The organism is Neisseria animaloris (genome assembly GCF_900637855.1).
Classification (GTDB): domain Bacteria; phylum Pseudomonadota; class Gammaproteobacteria; order Burkholderiales; family Neisseriaceae; genus Neisseria; species Neisseria animaloris.
In genome coordinates this window covers 1120141-1137854 of sequence record NZ_LR134440.1, presented here as the reverse complement: position 1 = coordinate 1137854, position 17714 = coordinate 1120141, and the positions used below count along the sequence as shown (strand labels likewise).

Here is a 17714-nt window from a genome sequence, read left to right as displayed (position 1 = left end):
TTTCAGACGGCCTGTTTATCAAGCCAGAGGCCGTCTGAAAAGAAAACAACCGTTGCATGTTAAAGCCGATAATGCCGTAACGTTTTTGACATCATACTGCTTTATCAATATCCGGTTTTTGGCCTGTGTCAAATATGGTGGAAGAACCGGATCATTCTTCTTTTTATATTGAATCAGAACTTTGTGTGTATGCTGTTTTATGAGGCCGTCTGAAAGCAGGGTTGTTTTCAGACGGCCTGTTTGCAGCTTACTTGGCTGCACGCTCTTTGGCTACGTCGGCTGCGGTGATTTGACCTCCGCCATTACCGAAGCTGTTGAGAACATAGGTCAGCACGTTGGCGGCATCTTCGTCATTCAAAGCCATGGCCGGCATAACGCTGTTGTATTCTTTTCCGTTTACGGTAATTTTGCCGCTCACGCCCTTAAGAATGGCATGGATGCCGCGTTTGGGATCTGCTTGAAGGTAGTCGGAACCGGCCAGCGGAGGAAACGCACCTTCCACACCTTTGCCTTCCACACCGTGACAGGCCATACAGTTGGCGTTGTACACGGTTTTACCGAGCTTGATTTGCTCTTCTTTGTTTGATGCTTTAGCAGGGCCTGTGGCTACTTGTGCAGCTTCGCTGGCGGTTAAGGGCACGGTTTGGATGGTTCCGCCTTCGGGCTGGTAAACGGTATCGCTCATTTTGCCGGAGTAAATTTCTTTGTTTTCTGGGCCTTCTACTTTCAATTGACCCAATGCGCCTTTATTGAATGCGCGGAAAATAGAATGATCAACCAACGTGAAGCTGCCGGGCACGTCGAGTTTGAAATCGACAATCGCCGCACCGCCCGCAGGCACCAAAGTGGTTTGAATATTTTCATTAATCAGCTTGCCGCCTTCCACATAAACTTTGTCGAAGATTTCGCCGATAACGTGGAAGGAAGACACTAAGTTGGGGCCGCCGTTACCCACGAAAATCCGCACGCTTTCGCCCACTTTGGCTTTCAAGGCGTTATCGCCGGCAATCGAACCGACATGGCCGTTAAAGACAACGTAATCGGGTTGTTCTTTAATGGCTTTTTCCATATCAAAGGGTTGCAGACCGGGTTCGCCGTATTTGCCTTTGGTGTAGAAGTCGCCTTGCACAACATAAAATTCTTTATCGACTTTCGGCAATCCTTCTTTAGGCTCGACCAAAATCAAACCGTACATCCCGTTGGCAATGTGCATGCCCACGGGAGCGGTGGCACAGTGATAGATATACAGGCCGGGTTGCAAGGCTTTGAAACTGAACGTAGAAGTGTGGCCGGGCGCGGTAAAGGTAGCTTCGGCACCACCGCCGGGGCCGGTTACGGCATGGAAGTCCACATTGTGCGGCACGGTAGAAGTGGGGTGGTTGGAAAACTGCACTTCCACTTGGTCGCCTTCGCGCACACGGATGAATTGGCCAGGCACCTGCCCGCCAAAGGTCCAATATTTATAATCTACACCGTCGGCCATTTTCATCACTTTTTCAAGCACTTCCATTTTTACGATGACTTTGGCGGGATAGTCGCGGTTAACGGGCGGAGGCACTTGGGGCGCATGCGTCATCACGGCATCAATGACGGGCAACTCACCCTGTGGAGTTTGCGTATCGGCTGTTTTTTGTTCGCTTGATGCGGGAATTACAGTGTCTGCCGGTTTTTCGGGGGCTTTCTGGTCGCAGGCAGCAAGAGTAAATACAGATGCAATCAATGCAGCAAGAATATGGTGTTTCATGGCAGTTTCCTTTTGTTGTTCCGCTTATCAAGGTGTAAGCAAATTTTATATAAAACAGTTTTTTACTATTTTTCACAGATTATGTGTGAAGGGGATATCTGAGATGTTGATTTAAATCAATTAGCTCATAAAATATGAATCTTTAAAGTTCAAATAATACTTTAGAACTACCTTTTAGATGGTCTGATTAATACTTTCGGATAATAATATAAGTTTTTGTTATTAAAAGATTACTGAAGAGGAGGTGATGTGAATTACAAATAAAATTATAGATGTTCAATTGCTTGCGTGAATTTAATTGACATGCGGTACCTTTTTTATTTTGCCCATGCTACAATCTTTAACATTCATATTTTATGAATTTTTAAACCACCCAAAACAACACAAACACAGGAGCGTAAAATGGGACAGTATAAAAAGCTCTGGTACTCGCTGATTGCGGTACTGACCATTACTTTCTCCATCCTCGGCTATTTAGGTGTCGAGGTTTACCGGCAAGTGCCGCCGATTCCCCAAGCCTATGTTTCTGCTTCAGGCGAAACGGTCATGACCGAACAGGATATTCTGGCCGGCCAATCCGCATGGCAAAGCACCGGCGGTATGGAGCTGGGTTCGATTCTCGGCCACGGCGCGTATCAAGCCCCCGACTGGACGGCCGACTGGCTGCACCGCGAGGCCGAAGCATGGCTGGATATTACCGCAGGCAAAGAGTTCGGCAAGAAATACGCCGAATTGGATAAAGCGGCGCAAGCGAATATCCAAGCGCGTTTGGCCGATGAATACCGCAACGGCAGCCGTGTCAACGATCAAGGCAAGGTGGTGTTGTCCGACACCCGTATCGAAGCGATCAAGCAGGTTGCGCCTTATTACATCACGCTTTACGGCGACGACCCTTCGATGATTAAAACCCGCGAAGCGTTTGCCATGAAAAACGGCACGCTGCCGAGCGAAGAGGCACGCCAAAAGCTGACCAACTTCTTCTTCTGGACTTCGTGGGCATCTTCTACCAACCGTCCCGACCATGATGCGACCTACACCAACAACTGGCCGCACGAGCCTTTGGTCAACAATGTGCCCACCACCGAAAACTACATGTGGTCGTTTGCCAGCATCGTGTTCCTGCTGCTGGGCATCGGCTTGCTGGTATGGGGCTTCTCGTTCCTGAAGAAACACGACGAAGAGCCGAAAGCACCGGCTGAAGATCCTTTATCGAAAATTACGCTCACGCCGTCTCAAAAAGCATTGGGCAAATACGTTTTCCTAACCGTTGCTTTGTTTGTGGCGCAAGTGCTGCTCGGCGGCGTTACCGCGCACTACACCGTGGAAGGCCAGCAGTTTTACGGCATTGATATTTCACAATGGTTTCCGTATGCCTTAGTGCGTACATGGCACATTCAATCGGCTATTTTTTGGATTGCCACCGGCTTTTTGACTGCGGGCTTGTTCCTCGCCCCGATCATCAACGGCGGCCAAGATCCGAAATGCCAACGGGCGGGCGTGAATTTCTTATATATCGCTCTGTTTATCGTTGTGCTGGGTTCTTACGGCGGCAACTTCTTGGCCTTGAGCCACGCCATTCCGGCTGATTTGAACTTCTGGTTCGGCCATCAAGGTTACGAATATCTCGACTTGGGCCGTTTTTGGCAGATTCTGCTGATGGTGGGTTTGCTGCTGTGGCTGTTTCTGATGCTGCGCTGCACCGTTAACGCCTTCAAACAAAAAACCGATAAAAACATGCTGGCCATTTTCGTCGCTTCGATGGCCGGGGTCGGCCTGTTCTACGCGCCCGGCCTGTTCTACGGCGAACACACCAGCCTAACCATCATGGAATACTGGCGTTGGTGGGTAGTACACCTGTGGGTGGAAGGCTTCTTCGAAGTATTCGCCACCGCCGCATTAGCCTTTATCTTCTTCAACATGGGCTTGGTATCGCAACGCACCGCCACCGTAACCGCTTTGGTTTCCGCCAGCCTGTTTATGGTCGGCGGCGTGCCCGGCACGTTCCACCACCTTTATTTTTCGGGAACCACCACGCCCGTGATGGCCGTAGGCGCGTCGTTCTCTGCTTTGGAAGTGGTGCCGCTGATTCTGCTCGGCCGCGAGGCCTACGAGCATTGGTCTTACCAACACACTTCGCCGTGGGCAAAACGCCTGCGCTGGCCGCTGATGTGCTTCGTAGCCGTAGCATTCTGGAACATGGTTGGAGCCGGCGTATTCGGTTTCCTGATTAACCCGCCGATTTCACTCTATTACCTGCAAGGCTTGAACACAACAGCCGTTCACGCCCATGCCGCATTATTCGGTGTGTACGGTTTCCTCGCACTGGGGTTCGTGCTGCTGGTTGCCCGCTATATCAAACCGAATATCGAATTCAACGAAAGCCTGATGACATGGGGTTTCTGGCTGCTCAACGGCGGTCTGACCCTGATGATCATCACCAGTCTGCTGCCCATCGGCGTTATCCAAGCCTATGCCAGCATCACGCAAGGCTTGTGGTACGCCCGCAGCGAAGGGTTCATGCAGCAAGAGTTGCTCGATACTTTGCGCTGGATCCGTACCGTTGCCGACTTAATCTTCATCGGCGGTGCGTGCTGCGTAGCGTGGCAGGCAACCAAAATGGTGTTCAGCCGCGATAAATAATCATCAGGTTCCGATACTGTAACAAGGCCGTCTGAAACCTGTGTTTCAGACGGCCTTGTTACTTTTCCCCGATAACTGAAACGATATATCGGGGGAACATACGCTGTTTACTATTTAATTGGTAATGGCAGCATTTACGGCTTGAGGCATTGTAAATATTTCAAATAAGATTTATCCAATTTTTGTAAAATTCTTATTTCAGTGTATGTCTGTGTGCTTAATTTATCTTAATAAAAACAAAAGGCCGTCTGAATATTTTCAGACGGCCTGTTTATATATTTTAAACAGCTTTTATCTATCCATCTGTACGGCTTGGATAGCAGTCAGAGCAATAGTGTAGACAATATCATCTACCAAAGCACCTCGGGAAAGATCATTTACCGGTTTGCGTAAACCTTGCAGCATCGGACCTACGCTCAATACATTGGCGTTGCGCTGTACTGCTTTGTAGGTGCAGTTGCCGGTGTTCAGATCGGGAAATACCAGTACGGTGGCTTGTCCGGCCACTTTGCTGTCGGGCGCTTTGGATTTGGCTACGCTCGGCACAGTGGCGGCATCGTATTGCAGGGGCCCGTCTACATCAAGATCGGGGCGTTTTTCACGTACAAGGTTGGTAGCCTGAATCACTTTGTCCACGGCAGGGCCTGAGCCTGATGTGCCGGTAGAGTAGGAAATCATCGCTACTTTGGGCGGAATGCCGAAGGCTTTGGCAGAATCGGCTGATTGGATGGCGATATCGGCCAGTTGCTCGGCAGTCGGCTCGGGATTCACTGCGCAGTCGCCGTAAACCAGCACTTGGTTGGGCAGCAGCATGAAGAATACGCTGGATACCAAGCTGGCACCGGGAGCGGTTTTGATCAGTTGCAGGGCGGGGCGGATGGTGTTGGCGGTGGTGTGTACCGCACCGGATACCAAACCGTCCACATGGTCTTGCGCCATCATCATGGTGCCGAGTACAACGGTGTCTTGCAGTTGTTCGCGGGCTTGTTCGGGTGTTAAGCCTTTGCTCTTACGCAGCTCGCACATCGGCTCGACGTATTGGTCGATTAAGGTGGCCGGGTCGATGATTTCCAAAGAGTCAGGCAAAGTAATGTGGCGCTCTTTAGCTACGGCTTCCACTTCGGCACGGGGAGCCAGCAACACGCAGCGGGCAAGGCCTTTTTCATGGCAAATTGCCGCAGCTTGTACGGTGCGCGGTTCGGCACCTTCGGGCAATACGATGCGTTTGTTGGCTTTGCGGGCTGATTCCATCATGTTCACGCGGAATTGTGCAGGCGACATGCGGCCGGTTTTTTTCAGTAGTAAATCGGTGTTCACGATTTTATCAACGGAACCGAAATAGCTCAGGCCGGTTTTTTCCGCTACTGAGGCTCCGATGCCTTCGTCCGAACCGTCTAAAATGAAACCTGCCAATACGCCGGGAGCCGTGGCATAGGCTTGTTTGGCAATGTTCAGTTTGTTTACCAAGTAGTCGACATCGCCGTTATCGGAGAATACAGAGAATACAACGTTGGCATCCAGTGACAATGCGAGTTCTACGTTTTGAGTCGAGAGGAAGATTTTTTCGGCATCGGGTTTAATGCCTTTAATGATAATATTTTCATTATTAAGGCCGGATACTTGGGTAACCAGAGAATCAAGCCAATCGTCGCCTTTGCCGGCACTCAGTAATTTTTCTGCTTCACCTGTTTCGTCAATCGCGCGGACAATTGCGCTATCAGGCAATGCAGCGGCAACGGCTTGGGTAACGGCCCAGCCGTCGGAACGGGTTGAAACGGGAACAATCAATACACTAGCCATAATTTATCCTTTATAAACCGGGTTGGGGGATTTTTCTGATTTTATCATTTTAAAACGGGACTTTATACCAAAAAATTGCTGTTTTAATGTTGTCAGCATTTTCATTAAATTGCTGTATAGGCTAAATATACAATAGAATGAAATATTTGTAGCTTTGCAGGATAAAAAATATTTGTTTTCTTGTTAATGAATTTAATTTGATAAAAAACAATGCCGTCTGAAAAAGTATATAAAAAACGCAGATCGGATAGAGATCTGCGTTTTAATTGGGATGCCGTTTACTGTTTGTTCTCTTCGCTGTCCAAGAAGCTGCGCAAGCGGTCGCTGCGGGTCGGGTGGCGCAGTTTGCGCAAGGCTTTTGCTTCGATTTGACGGATACGCTCGCGGGTTACGTCGAACTGTTTGCCCACTTCTTCCAGCGTGTGGTCGGTATTCATGTCGATACCGAAGCGCATACGCAATACTTTGGCTTCGCGCGGAGTGAGGCTTTCCAGCACTTCTTTGGTAACCTCATGCAGGCTCGAATACATGGCTGCGTCTGCCGGGGCAACATTGTTGACATCTTCGATGAAATCGCCCAAATGCGAATCGTCGTCATCACCGATGGGGGTTTCCATAGAAATCGGCTCTTTGGCGATTTTCATGATCTTGCGGATTTTGTCTTCGGGCATTTCCATCAGTTCGGCCAGTTTGGCTGAATCCGGTTCTTCGCCAGTTTCTTGCAGATATTGGCGCGAAATGCGGTTCATTTTGTTGATGGTTTCAATCATGTGAACCGGAATACGGATGGTACGCGCTTGGTCGGCAATCGAGCGGGTGATGGCTTGGCGGATCCACCAAGTGGCATAGGTTGAGAACTTATAGCCGCGGCGGTATTCGAATTTATCTACCGCTTTCATCAGGCCGATATTGCCTTCCTGAATCAAATCGAGAAACTGCAGGCCGCGGTTGGTGTATTTTTTCGCAATCGAAATCACCAAACGCAAGTTGGCCTGAATCATTTCCTGCTTGGCGGCAGCGGTTTCTTTCTCGCTGATAACCATGTTTTTATTGATCTCTTTTAACTCGTCGATGGAAATACGGGTTTCGGTTTCCATATCGGAAAGAGCGGTTTGCTTCTCGATGATGGCGTGGCGGAAACGGTCGAGGGCGTTGCTCCATACTTTTCCTTTGCCCACTTCTTCTTCCACCCAGTCCAAACGCGTGATTTCCGGCAGGAAGTAGCTGATGAAGTAGTCGCGATCCATATGTACACGTTCGAGACAGATATCGCGGATTTCACGTTCCAGTTTGCGGATATTTTCGACACGTTCACGCAGGCTGCTGCTCAAGCTTTCGATTTGGCGGGTGGCGAAGCGTACCTCCAGTAATTTGGAGGCAATGGCATCACGGTGCTCCAGATAGGCGGCATGGCGGCTGTCGTGCTTGTTGAGGGCGGCAATCATTTTGTCGTAATCGGCTTGGATACGCTCGAAATGCTCCAGCACTTTTTGCTTCAATTCTTCCAAATTGGTGGCGGCAATGGCTTCGGCACTGCTTTCGTCGTCGCTGTCGCTGTCATCATCACTATCGCCGTCATCGTTATCACTGTCATTGCCGCTGTCGATGGGGGTATTGGTTTCCAGATGACCCAAGCCCAATTCGTTCAGCAATACCTCGTTGGGATCGATGATGGCTTCGACAACTTCGTCTACTTTGATTTCATCTTCGCGGATGCGTTTGATCAGCTCCAAAATTTCGGCAATCGAACCGGGGCAGGCAGAGATAGCCTGTACCATGTTTTTCAGGGCATTTTCGATTTTTTTGGCGATGATGATTTCATCTTCGCGGGTCAGCAGGTCGACTTGGCCCATTTCCCGCATATACATGCGCACAGGGTCGGTGGTGCGGCCGAATTCGCTGTCTACGCTGGAAAGGGCGGCTTCGGCCTCCGCAACGGCATCATCGTCGGTCAAGCCGGCGGTGTTGTCGCTCATCAACATTTCTTCGGCATCGGGCGCTTGTTCGGTTACTTGGATGCCTAAACCGGAAATCATGCTGACAATGTTGTCGATCTGATCGGCATCCGACATGTCGTCGGGCAAGGCGTCATTGATTTCGGAATAGGTGATGTAACCGCGTTCTTTGCCCATGATAATGAGCTGTCGCAAACGCGCCCGCTGCTCTTCGAGCGTAAGCGGGCGGTTGTCGTTTTGTTCTTCGTATTCGTTGTCGTTAGTGTTTTTGATAGACATAGTCATCTCTATGATAAAACGGGTTAGCGGGTTTCCGTGATTGGAAAGGCAACTGTCTGTCGAGGCCGTCTGAAAAGATGAAAACGGGTATTCTGCGATAGGTCCAAACGACTCGGTTGCAGCAGGGTATGTTTTCAGACGGCCGGAAAATCAGCGTGTTGCAGATGTCAATAAAGTAAGCAGAAGTTTTTTCTCTCCATCGCTCAGACCTGTTTGAAGGCTTTTTTGTTTCAGTATATCGATTTGTGCGTATTTTAACTCATTTAGCAACTTTTTCATGCCGAGCTTGAAGTTTTCACAATCTTCTTCACTGCTGCTTTCCCATTCCTCGGGGGAGTTGAGCGCGTTTTGGAAAATTTGGTTGAGCGCGGCTTCGTAAGGGGTGCCGCGCATGTGTTCCAAAATTTGTGCGCTGTTGGGTGGCGTAGGGAGGCTTTTGATCAATTCGGCCAAATTCGCCAAACAGGCGAAATCGCCTGTGAGTACCAGATATTCGGGCAAATCTATATATGCAGCCCATGCCGGATTTATCAAGAGGCTGCGGATTTGTCTTTGTACCAGTGTGGACATTTGCGGCTGCCGGAAGGTTTCCTGAGGCAGCTTGTAGTTTTTTTGTTTGGCTTGTCGTTTCGGCGCTTCCTGTCCCAGCAGGCGGGTCAGATCGTCGGGTTCGATGCCGACTATTTCACTTAACTTCTGCTTAAGCAGGAAGCCTAGTGCAGGGGTGGTTATTTGTGCCAATAGGGGTGAACTGGTTTTGACTAATTCCGCTTTGCCTTCTTGTGTATTCAGGTTGAGGCCGTCTGAAAGAGCTTTCCAGAAGTATTCCGACAGGGGTTTGCTTTGATTCAACAGGGCATTTTCAAACCGCTCTTTGCCGTAAGCACGGATATAGCTGTCGGGATCGTGCTCTTCCGGCAGAAACAGGAAATGCAGCGATTTGTCGTCTTTCAATTGCGGCAGGGCGTTTTCCAATGCACGCCATGCAGCTTTTCGTCCTGCCCGGTCGCCGTCGAAGCAGAAATAAATGCTGTCGGTTTGGCGCATCAGCAGTTTGATGTGGTCGGCGGTGGTGGCGGTGCCGAGCGATGCGACACTGTAACCGATGCCGAATTGTGCCAGTGCAACCACATCCATATAGCCTTCTACCACTAAAATACGCCCCGCTTCTTTGATGGCGGCACGGCCTTCGTGCAAACCGTAAAGGTTGCGCCCCTTGTCGAATAGCGGTGTTTCGGGCGAATTCAGGTATTTGGGTTCACCTTTGTCGAGGATGCGTCCGCCGAAGCCGATTACTTGCCCGCGCTGGTTGCGGATGGGAAACATGACGCGGTCGCGGAAGCGGTCGTAATGCTTGCCGTCTTTTTCAATTACCATCCCGCTTTCCATCAGCGGCGTGCTGGGGTAGGGATTAAATACTTGTGCAAGCGGCTGCCAGCCGTCGGGGGCGTAACCCAAACCGTAGTGCTCGATGACTTCGAGGCTTAAGCCGCGTTGATTCAGATAGGTTTGTGCTCGTTGGTTTTGCTTTAATTGCTGTGTATAGAATGCAGCAGCAGTTTCGGTGGTTTCTTCCAGCGTTTGCTGCTTTTTTTTACGCTTGCGCACCGCTTCGGGGTTATCCTGTCTGCCTCGCGCACGAGGTACGGTCATTCCTACGCGGTCGGCCAGATATTGTACAGCTTCGGTAAAGCTCAAACCTTGGTATTCCATGATGAACCCGATGGCTGAACCGTGTGCGCCACAGCCGAAACAGTGGTAAAACTGTTTCTGCGGGCTCACGGAAAACGATGGCGATTTTTCTTTATGGAACGGGCAGCAGGCCATATAGTTCACGCCGCCTTTTTTCAGCGGAACATGTTCGTCGATAATATCGACAATATCAATTTTGGCGAGCAGCTCGTCTATGAATTCGCTGGGTATCATGGTTCTCTGTCGGAGGCCGTCTGAAAAAGTTTTCAGACGGCCTCTGCTTATGTGTTAGGCGGTAAGTGCCGCTTTTAGGATTTTGTTGACTTCGCCCATATCGGCTTTGCCGGCAAGATCGGTTTTCAAAATGCCCATGACTTTACCCATGTCGGCCATGCCGGACGCGCCGGTTTGAGCGATGGCGGCATCGACGGCGGCACGGATTTCGTCGGCGGACATCATCTGCGGCAGATAGCGGTTGAGTACGTCGATTTCGGCATTTTCTTTGTCGGCCAAATCATTGCGGCCGGCATCGGTGTAGATTTTGGCGCTGTCTTTGCGCTGTTTGACCATTTTGGTCAGGATGGTGGTGATTTTGGCATCATCGGCTTCGCTCCGCTCGTCGACTTCATATTGTTTGATAGCGGCATTGATCAGGCGCACGGTAGATAGAGTGATGCCGTCTTTGTTGCGCATGGCGGTTTTCATGTCTTCGGTGAGTTGCTCTTTCAGGGTCATATTGCGTTCGCTTTGGAAATCGGATGAAAAAGTAAAGTGCCGGAGCAAATCGGATAAAGGCAAAAACACCGCAGGGCAGAGCCTTACGGTGTGTCTTGCTTAGATTACAGAGTAAAGCCTGTAATTAGTACATTTTAGGAGGTAGTTGTTGGCTGCGCAGACGTTTTTGCAGGCGTTTTGCGGCAGCGGCTTTTTTGCGTTTGCGCTCGGTAGTCGGCTTTTCGTAAGCTTCACGGGCACGCAGTTCGGTTAATAGGCCGGTTTTTTCTACGGCGCGTTTGAAACGGCGCATAGCAACTTCAAAAGGTTCGTTTTCTTTTACGCGGATAGCGGGCATTTTTATTTCCTTAAATAAATTCGTTTGGGGCGCCTGTTTTCAGACGGCCTTTCTAAAATAGGATTGATTCGTTGTCGTATCGCTGTTGCGGCGGGATACGCGCCGTGATGTAAAACATCACCTCCTAACGAAACGGCATGGTTCGGCTGCCGTAGAAATAGGTTCAACCGTATAAAACGGTTGCAATGAATTTTTGAATTATCTTATCGGCAGGTGTTCTTGTCAAGAAAACAGTTGTTTTGATTTGGGGGGCGTGGTGTTTTGCGGTGGCGGTTTCAGGTGTTCCGGTAAGCGGACAGGCCGTCTGAAAACAAGACAGTGCTTTCAGACGGCCTGCGGGAAACGGCAAGGATTACTTCACACCGTTTTCTTTCAGCAGTTTTTCGATTTGCTCTTGAACCTTCTGTTGTTTGGCCTGAAGGGTGAGCTGGTCTTTGATTTGAGCAAACGGAGGTGCTTCGGGGCTGCGTTCCACGGCGGCCAGTTTGAACAGATAGAATTTGCCGTTGAATTTAACAGGGTCAGCGGTAACTTGGCCGCGGGTCATCGGGGCGATTACTTGACCTAATTCGGGAGGAAGTTGTTGCGGGAAAATGAACTCGTCAAATTCCTGTTCGGGGTTGGGATAGCGTTTCATCAGTTCTTCGAACGACAAACCTTTCAGCAGCAACTCTTGTGCACTGCGGGCTTCCGCTGCTGTAGCAAATTGCACTTGCTGGAGTTTTACCGTATTGGTTTGCCGGTCGTAGGCTGCACGCAGGTCGGCTTCGTTCACTTGGGTGTTGCGCTCCAGATAGGCGGCATATTGCGAAGCGTAAAACTGAGCCTCTAGATTTTTCCACTGGTTTTGTACTTCTGGGTCTTTGTTCAGGCCGATTTTGAAGGCTTCGTTTTTCAGCACTTCAAAACTTTGCAGCTGGACAATCACGTTTTTGCGTATGGCTGCACCGTCGGGTTTTTGAGTGGAGTGGGGGGTGTTGTCGCCCTGTTTCAATACTTGGGCCACCATGCTGTCAATGCGCCCTCGTTCGATTTCGGGAGCTTTGGCAATCGCGAATCCGGTAGTGGCTGCGATTATGGCACTCATCAAAATGGTGTATTTGCGTTTCATTGGTTGGTTTCCGGTTCGGACTTATTTTGCGTTTTGAATTTTGGCCTTTTGATACAGGGCTTGGATGGCAGCATCAACACGGGCGGCCTGCAAATCCTGCATCAGGTTGTTTTTAGCGGTTTCATAAGACGGAACATTGAAGGCTCGTTTGTCATTTACATAGAATATACCGAATAGGCCGTCACCGCTTTGTATCGGTTGTGTGTAGCCGCCTTTGTTCAGGTCTTTAACTGCGGTATACAGTGCGGGAGCATTGGCTTCCAAGTCTTTTAGATTGACGTAAATCGGAGCAATACCGCCGTTTTGCTTACCTTGCGGATCAATGGTGTAGCGGGAGGCGACGGTTTTGAAACTTTGTTTGGCTTTCAGGGCGTCAATGGCTTTTTGGGCATCGCCGCTGCTACGGGTAATGATTTCGCCCATTTGGATTTCCTGGCTGTCTTTATAGAATTTGCTGTAATCGTCGTAGGCGGCTTTGGCATCGTTTTCTTGAACGGGATTGCTGCGTACTACATGGGCAATAAAGGCTTGATGCAGTAATTCGCTTTCATAAGCGGCCCATTGTTGTTTGAACTGGGGACGTTTGTCAGCTCCCTGTTGTTTGGCGGCGGCACGTGATTGTTCGAGTGCCTGTTTATATTCGGCACTTTGATCCAGTTTGAGGTGCTTGGCTTCTTGGTTGGTCAACGTCAGCATTACCTGGCGTTCGGTCAAGTCGCGTCGCAACATGGGAGTGTCTTGGATTTGTTTGTTTTGGCTTCGCAGCATTTTTACTTGTTCGTCAATGGTTTTGCTGTCGATAGGGGTGCCGTTCACGGTAACCAGTGTTTTGGCAGCCAAACTGCCGGCTAAGGCGGTTAACATCAGTGCGGAAATTAAGTAGGTTTTTTTCATGGGAAGCTCTTTAAATTTAAGGGTTGGGATGGTTGAAATATTCGTCGGGTGTGGCCGCTTTAATGCTTAAGGCGTGTATCAGGCCGTCTGAAAATAAATCGTGCAACAGTTCTTTCACCATACGTTGGCGGTTCACTCGGCTCAGGCCGGCAAAGGTTTCGCTGACAACCAAAACGGCGTAATGGCCGCCGCCGGTATTGCCTGCGTGTCCGGCATGAAGGTGGCTGTCATCTCGAAATTCAAACACTTGGGGTGCTAATGTGTTCAGACGGCCTTCGATAATCTGTTCCATGCTCATTATTTGAATACGGCTTTAAAAGGTTTGATCAGGATTTCGCTGTATACACCGGCATCTACATACGGGTCTTGTTCCGCCCATACTTGCGCGTCATCCAATGAGGCGAATTTTGCAATGATCAGGCTGCCGGAAACGCGTTCCGGTTCGTCGGGGAGCGGGGTGGGGCCGGCGGTGAGCAGGCGGCCTTCGGCTTGCAGGGCCTCCAAGCGTGCCAAGTGGGCGGGGCGCGCTTCGGCGCGTGCTTCGTGCGTGTTGTCGCCGTCGGTGGCAAGCAACATGTAATATTCCATAAAATCAATTCTCCTGCGGTAAATGGCGGCTCAGGTAAAGGCCTTGTCCGATAAAGAATACGATCATCAAGCCGGTTGAGCCGAAGAGTTTGTAGTTTACCCATTGGGCTTCAGAGAAAGTATAGGCAACGGCGAGATTTACAGTGCCCATGAAGATTAAAAAAGCAATCCATGCCCAAGTGAGCTTGCGCCAGATGTCGTCGCTGAGTTTCAACTCTTTGCCCATTATGGATTTCAAGCCGTTTTTGTTTAGGGCGTGGCTGATGCCTAATGCCAATGCGCCGAACCAAAACAGTAGGGTCGGTTTCCACATAATGAAACGGGCATCGCGCAATACAATGGTGGCTCCGCCGAACACGACGATTAAAACCAAACTTACCCATTGCATGGTGTCGAGCTTTTTGTGTTTTACCCATGTGAAAGAAGCCTGCAATACCCCGATGACTAATGCGACGGCGGTTGCCCAAACGATATTTTTGGTAAAGGTATAAGTAAGGAAAAACAGGATAACGGCGATTAAATCGCTTAATACTTTCATATTATTAAAGGTGCACGTTAGGTTGGATAAATACCTATGATACAGCCAGAAGCTGGCTTTTGCATTATTTATAATGAAAAGCTCTGAAAAACTCAAAAGACGGCTTTCAGGCCGTCTGAAAATCACCATCTGCACTTTGCGCGGCGTTTGTCAAAAAACGCATGTGCGCTAATAACACGCTTCCAGTAGTATGGGTTGGCGAGCTTCTTGGTGCGGATAACGCCGCGGCTGGACGGTGCATGAATGAATTCGCCGTTACTGATATACATGCCGATGTATGAATTTGCTTGAATCGCTGGTATTGAAAAAGACGAGATCGCTTGTTTTCAGACGGCCTTGCGGAATAAGGTGGGAAGCGGCTGCCATATCGCGAGCGGTGCGGTACAGGTTGACTTCAATGCATTTTTATACACAAACTGAACCATGCCGCTGCAACCGAAATCAGTAGCTATGGTGCTACTTCTGTAACGGTAAGGTGCAAAGGTTGTGTTTTGTAGGCGGTTTGCTTGGTTTTGTTTTTGAGGTATTTTCAGGCTGCTGCCGCAAGGGTGTAAGCAATAATACAGAACAGTCTACGAAAAGGCTTTATACAGAATGTTTGATATGATTTTATCATGTTGATACAATTTTGAATATAAAAGAAAAAAATCTGTTTGTAGGGTAGAAGAGGGAAGAGTGGAGTAAGTTGAAGGAATCTGTAAATTTCCGTAAAACATACTGGCTTTATTTATGAAGCAGCCTTATATATTTATTCTAGTCTGATTGTTGTGTTTAATTTAATCAATGGCATAGTTTTTCATAATGTACGTTATTTGAACTATAAATTATTCAGATTGAAAAACATAAGTTAAAATTTTCTATTGCAATTTATTTTTAATCCCTTTCATTTAAACGTTTTAAAGACAGGAGTATCAAAATGGCTTTAGTAGATCGTACCGGTCAGCAAGTACCGAGCGTTGTATTCCACACCCGCGTAGGTGATTCTTGGAAAGATGTTTCCACCGATGATTTGTTCAAAGGTAAAAAAGTAGTGGTGTTCTCTTTACCGGGCGCATTTACCCCCACTTGTTCTTCTACTCATCTGCCCCGTTATAACGAATTGGCCAAAGCGTTTAAAGAAAACGGTGTGGATAGCATTTTGTGTGTATCTGTGAACGACACTTTCGTGATGAACGCTTGGGCTGCCGACGAAGAGTCTGACAACATCATCATGGTTCCGGACGGCAACGCTGAGTTTACCGAAGGCATGGGCATGTTGGTTGATAAAGACAGCTTAGGTTTCGGCAAACGTTCTTGGCGTTACTCTATGCTGGTAAACGACGGCAAAATCGAAAAAATGTTTATCGAACCAGAAAAAGAAGGCGACCCCTTTGAAGTTTCCGATGCCGACACTATGTTGAAATACATTGCTCCGAATTGGAAAGCTCAAGAATCTGTGGCTATCTTCACTAAACCAGGCTGCCAATTCTGTGCCCAAGCCAAAGCAGCATTGGACGCTAAAGGTTTGGCTTATGAAGAAATCGTATTGGGCAAAGATGCCAGTATCGTTTCCGTACGCGCCATTACCGGTAAAGCAACTGCTCCGCAAGTATTTATCGGCGGTAAATACATCGGCGGCAGCGAAGATTTGGAAGCTTATTTGGCTAAAAACTAATTTGATTTAGTGGATATACAAACCGGGCCGTTTTAGCGAAACTCACTAAAATTCGCTTCCAAACGGCCCGTCTGAATAGCTTAAGGGTTATTCAGGCAGTCGCGGGCCTATGCGGACGATACTGCCTGAATAACTCTTAGTTTTAGCGGCGGGGAACCGCCTATTGAAGGAAAAACAATATGAAACAGATTCAAGCTGATGTAGTGGTTATCGGTGGCGGCACTGCCGGTATGGGGGCATTCCGCAATGCCCGTTTTCACACCGACAATGTTTATCTGATTGAAAGCAACGTATTTGGTACAACTTGCGCCCGTGTGGGTTGTATGCCTTCCAAGCTGCTGATTGCCGCTGCTGAAGCACGCCATCACGCTTTGCATACTGATCCGTTCGGTGTTCATTTAGATAAAAGCAGCGTTACCGTTAACGGCGAAGAAGTAATGAACCGCGTAAAATCGGAGCGCGACCGTTTTGTCGGCTTTGTGGTAAACGATGTGGAAGAGTGGCCTGCCGACAAGCGCATTATGGGCGCGGCCAAATTTATTGATGAACATACCATTCAAATCGACGATCACACCCAAATCAAAGCTGACCGTATTGTCATTGCTACCGGTTCGCGCCCCATTGTGTTGCCACAATGGCGGGCTTTGGGTGATAAAGTGATTATCAACGACGACGTGTTCTCTTGGGATACCCTGCCTGAGCGTGTTGCCGTATTCGGCCCCGGCGTTATCGGTTTGGAGCTTGGCCAGGCTTTGCACCGCTTGGGTGTGCAAGTAGAAATCTTCGGCGTCGGCGGTATGCTTGGCGGTATTTCCGATCCGGTGGTATTGGAAGAAGCCAAAACCGTATTCGGTGAAGAATTGGTATTGCATTTGGATGCCCGAACCGAGGCTAAGTTGAACAGTAAGGGTGAAGTGGAAATCAGCTGGACTGAAAACAGAGAAAGCGGAGTTTTCACTGCCGATTATCTGCTTGCTGCGATTGGCCGTAGTCCGAATGTCGATAATATCGGCCTTGAAAACATCAATATTGAATTGGATAGCCGCGGTGTACCCAAAGCCCACCCGTTAACCATGCAAACCAGCATTCCCCACATCTTTATCGCAGGGGATGCATCTAACCAGCTGCCGTTGCTGCATGAAGCCAGCGATCAAGGTAAAATTGCAGGCGACAACGCCGGACGATACCCTAATATTCAAAACGGTTTGCGCCGTAGCACCATCGGCGTAGTCTTTACCAGCCCGCAGATTGCCTCTATCGGTTTGAAATACGCACAAGTGATGGAGCGTTATAAAAACCCCGAATGCGTGGTTATCGGCGAAGTATCGTTCCGCAACCAAGGCCGCAGCCGCGTGATGTTGGTCAACAAAGGCCATATGCGCGTGTATGCCGAGCAAGGCACGGGCCTGTTTATCGGTGCGGAAATCGTCGGCCCGGCTGCCGAACATCTGGCACACTTGCTGGCATGGGCGCATCAACAGAAAATGACGGTTCCGCAAATGCTGGATATGCCTTTCTATCATCCGGTAATCGAAGAAGGTTTGCGTACCGCTTTGCGCGATGCCAACGGCAAGCTGAAATTGGGCGAAGTGCATACCGAATGTGCCGAATGCGTGGGTGATTAAGCAAATGGTAAAAGGCCGTCTGAAATTTTCAGACGGCCTTTTTAACTGGATTTTATGCTTTCAAACAGCCGTTTGCGGATTGAATCGGGTAAACTGCTCATACTCTAAAGATAAGAATCATT

The 17714-nt window shown here is 49.1% G+C and carries 14 protein-coding genes and 1 pseudogene; 3 read left to right on the top strand and 12 right to left on the bottom strand.

The annotated features are described in order from the left end of the window. Positions 1-247 precede the first annotated feature (247 nt). Positions 248-1744, bottom strand: a complete 1497-nt coding sequence (gene nirK / locus EL216_RS05340; protein WP_085389246.1) for a copper-containing nitrite reductase — start codon at positions 1742-1744, stop codon at positions 248-250. A gap of 402 nt (positions 1745-2146) precedes the next feature. Here nirK and EL216_RS05335 point away from each other — a divergent pair, with 402 nt between their 5' ends. Beyond that, the gene (locus EL216_RS05335) at positions 2147-4384 is read left to right on the top strand and encodes a nitric-oxide reductase large subunit (protein WP_085389247.1); all 2238 of its coding nucleotides are present in this window, start codon (positions 2147-2149) and stop codon (positions 4382-4384) included. Positions 4385-4675: 291 nt separating this feature from the next. Here the strand turns inward: EL216_RS05335 and pta are convergent, their stop codons facing one another. From pta to EL216_RS11285, 11 genes and pseudogenes are all read right to left on the bottom strand, one after another. Next, positions 4676-6184, bottom strand: coding sequence for a phosphate acetyltransferase (gene pta, locus EL216_RS05330; RefSeq protein ID WP_085389248.1), 1509 nt, complete (start codon positions 6182-6184; stop codon positions 4676-4678). A gap of 278 nt (positions 6185-6462) precedes the next feature. Continuing rightward, positions 6463-8418, bottom strand: coding sequence for an RNA polymerase sigma factor RpoD (gene rpoD / locus EL216_RS05325; protein ID WP_085389249.1), 1956 nt, complete (start codon positions 8416-8418; stop codon positions 6463-6465). 150 nt (positions 8419-8568) lie between these two features. Continuing rightward, positions 8569-10344, bottom strand: a complete 1776-nt coding sequence (dnaG, locus tag EL216_RS05320; RefSeq protein WP_085389250.1) for a DNA primase — start codon at positions 10342-10344, stop codon at positions 8569-8571. Positions 10345-10398: 54 nt separating this feature from the next. Then, a complete protein-coding gene (locus EL216_RS05315) occupies positions 10399-10845 on the bottom strand; it encodes a GatB/YqeY domain-containing protein (protein ID WP_085389570.1) in 447 nt (148 codons plus the stop codon). 124 nt (positions 10846-10969) lie between these two features. Beyond that, on the bottom strand, positions 10970-11182 hold the full coding sequence (rpsU, locus tag EL216_RS05310; RefSeq protein ID WP_003680926.1) for a 30S ribosomal protein S21: 213 nt from the start codon (positions 11180-11182) through the stop codon (positions 10970-10972). A 352-nt stretch (positions 11183-11534) separates the two neighbouring features. After that, a complete protein-coding gene (locus EL216_RS05305) occupies positions 11535-12293 on the bottom strand; it encodes a peptidyl-prolyl cis-trans isomerase (protein ID WP_085389251.1) in 759 nt (252 codons plus the stop codon). Positions 12294-12314: 21 nt separating this feature from the next. Then, positions 12315-13187 carry a peptidylprolyl isomerase gene (locus EL216_RS05300; RefSeq protein WP_085389252.1) on the bottom strand — a complete coding sequence of 291 codons (873 nt, stop codon included), beginning with the start codon at positions 13185-13187 and terminating at the stop codon, positions 12315-12317. A 16-nt stretch (positions 13188-13203) separates the two neighbouring features. Next, positions 13204-13485 carry a BolA family protein gene (locus EL216_RS05295; RefSeq protein WP_085389253.1) on the bottom strand — a complete coding sequence of 94 codons (282 nt, stop codon included), beginning with the start codon at positions 13483-13485 and terminating at the stop codon, positions 13204-13206. Then, a complete protein-coding gene (locus EL216_RS05290; RefSeq protein ID WP_085389254.1) occupies positions 13485-13775 on the bottom strand; it encodes a YciI family protein in 291 nt (96 codons plus the stop codon). The genes EL216_RS05295 and EL216_RS05290 overlap by 1 nt, the downstream gene beginning before the upstream one ends. 4 nt (positions 13776-13779) lie before the next feature. Further along, the gene (locus tag EL216_RS05285) at positions 13780-14313 is read right to left on the bottom strand and encodes a septation protein A (RefSeq protein WP_085389255.1); all 534 of its coding nucleotides are present in this window, start codon (positions 14311-14313) and stop codon (positions 13780-13782) included. Positions 14314-14435: 122 nt separating this feature from the next. Further along, positions 14436-14789: pseudogene (locus tag EL216_RS11285) on the bottom strand (C40 family peptidase); the annotation flags it as partial. A gap of 440 nt (positions 14790-15229) precedes the next feature. Between EL216_RS11285 and EL216_RS05280 the strand changes: the two are divergent. Together EL216_RS05280 and EL216_RS05275 are read left to right on the top strand one after the other, a co-directional pair. Beyond that, complete coding sequence (locus tag EL216_RS05280; protein WP_085389256.1) at positions 15230-15967, top strand: glutathione peroxidase; 738 nt, start codon at positions 15230-15232, stop codon at positions 15965-15967. 179 nt (positions 15968-16146) lie between these two features. Further along, a complete protein-coding gene (locus EL216_RS05275; protein ID WP_085389257.1) occupies positions 16147-17592 on the top strand; it encodes a dihydrolipoyl dehydrogenase in 1446 nt (481 codons plus the stop codon). Positions 17593-17714: the final 122 nt, after the last annotated feature.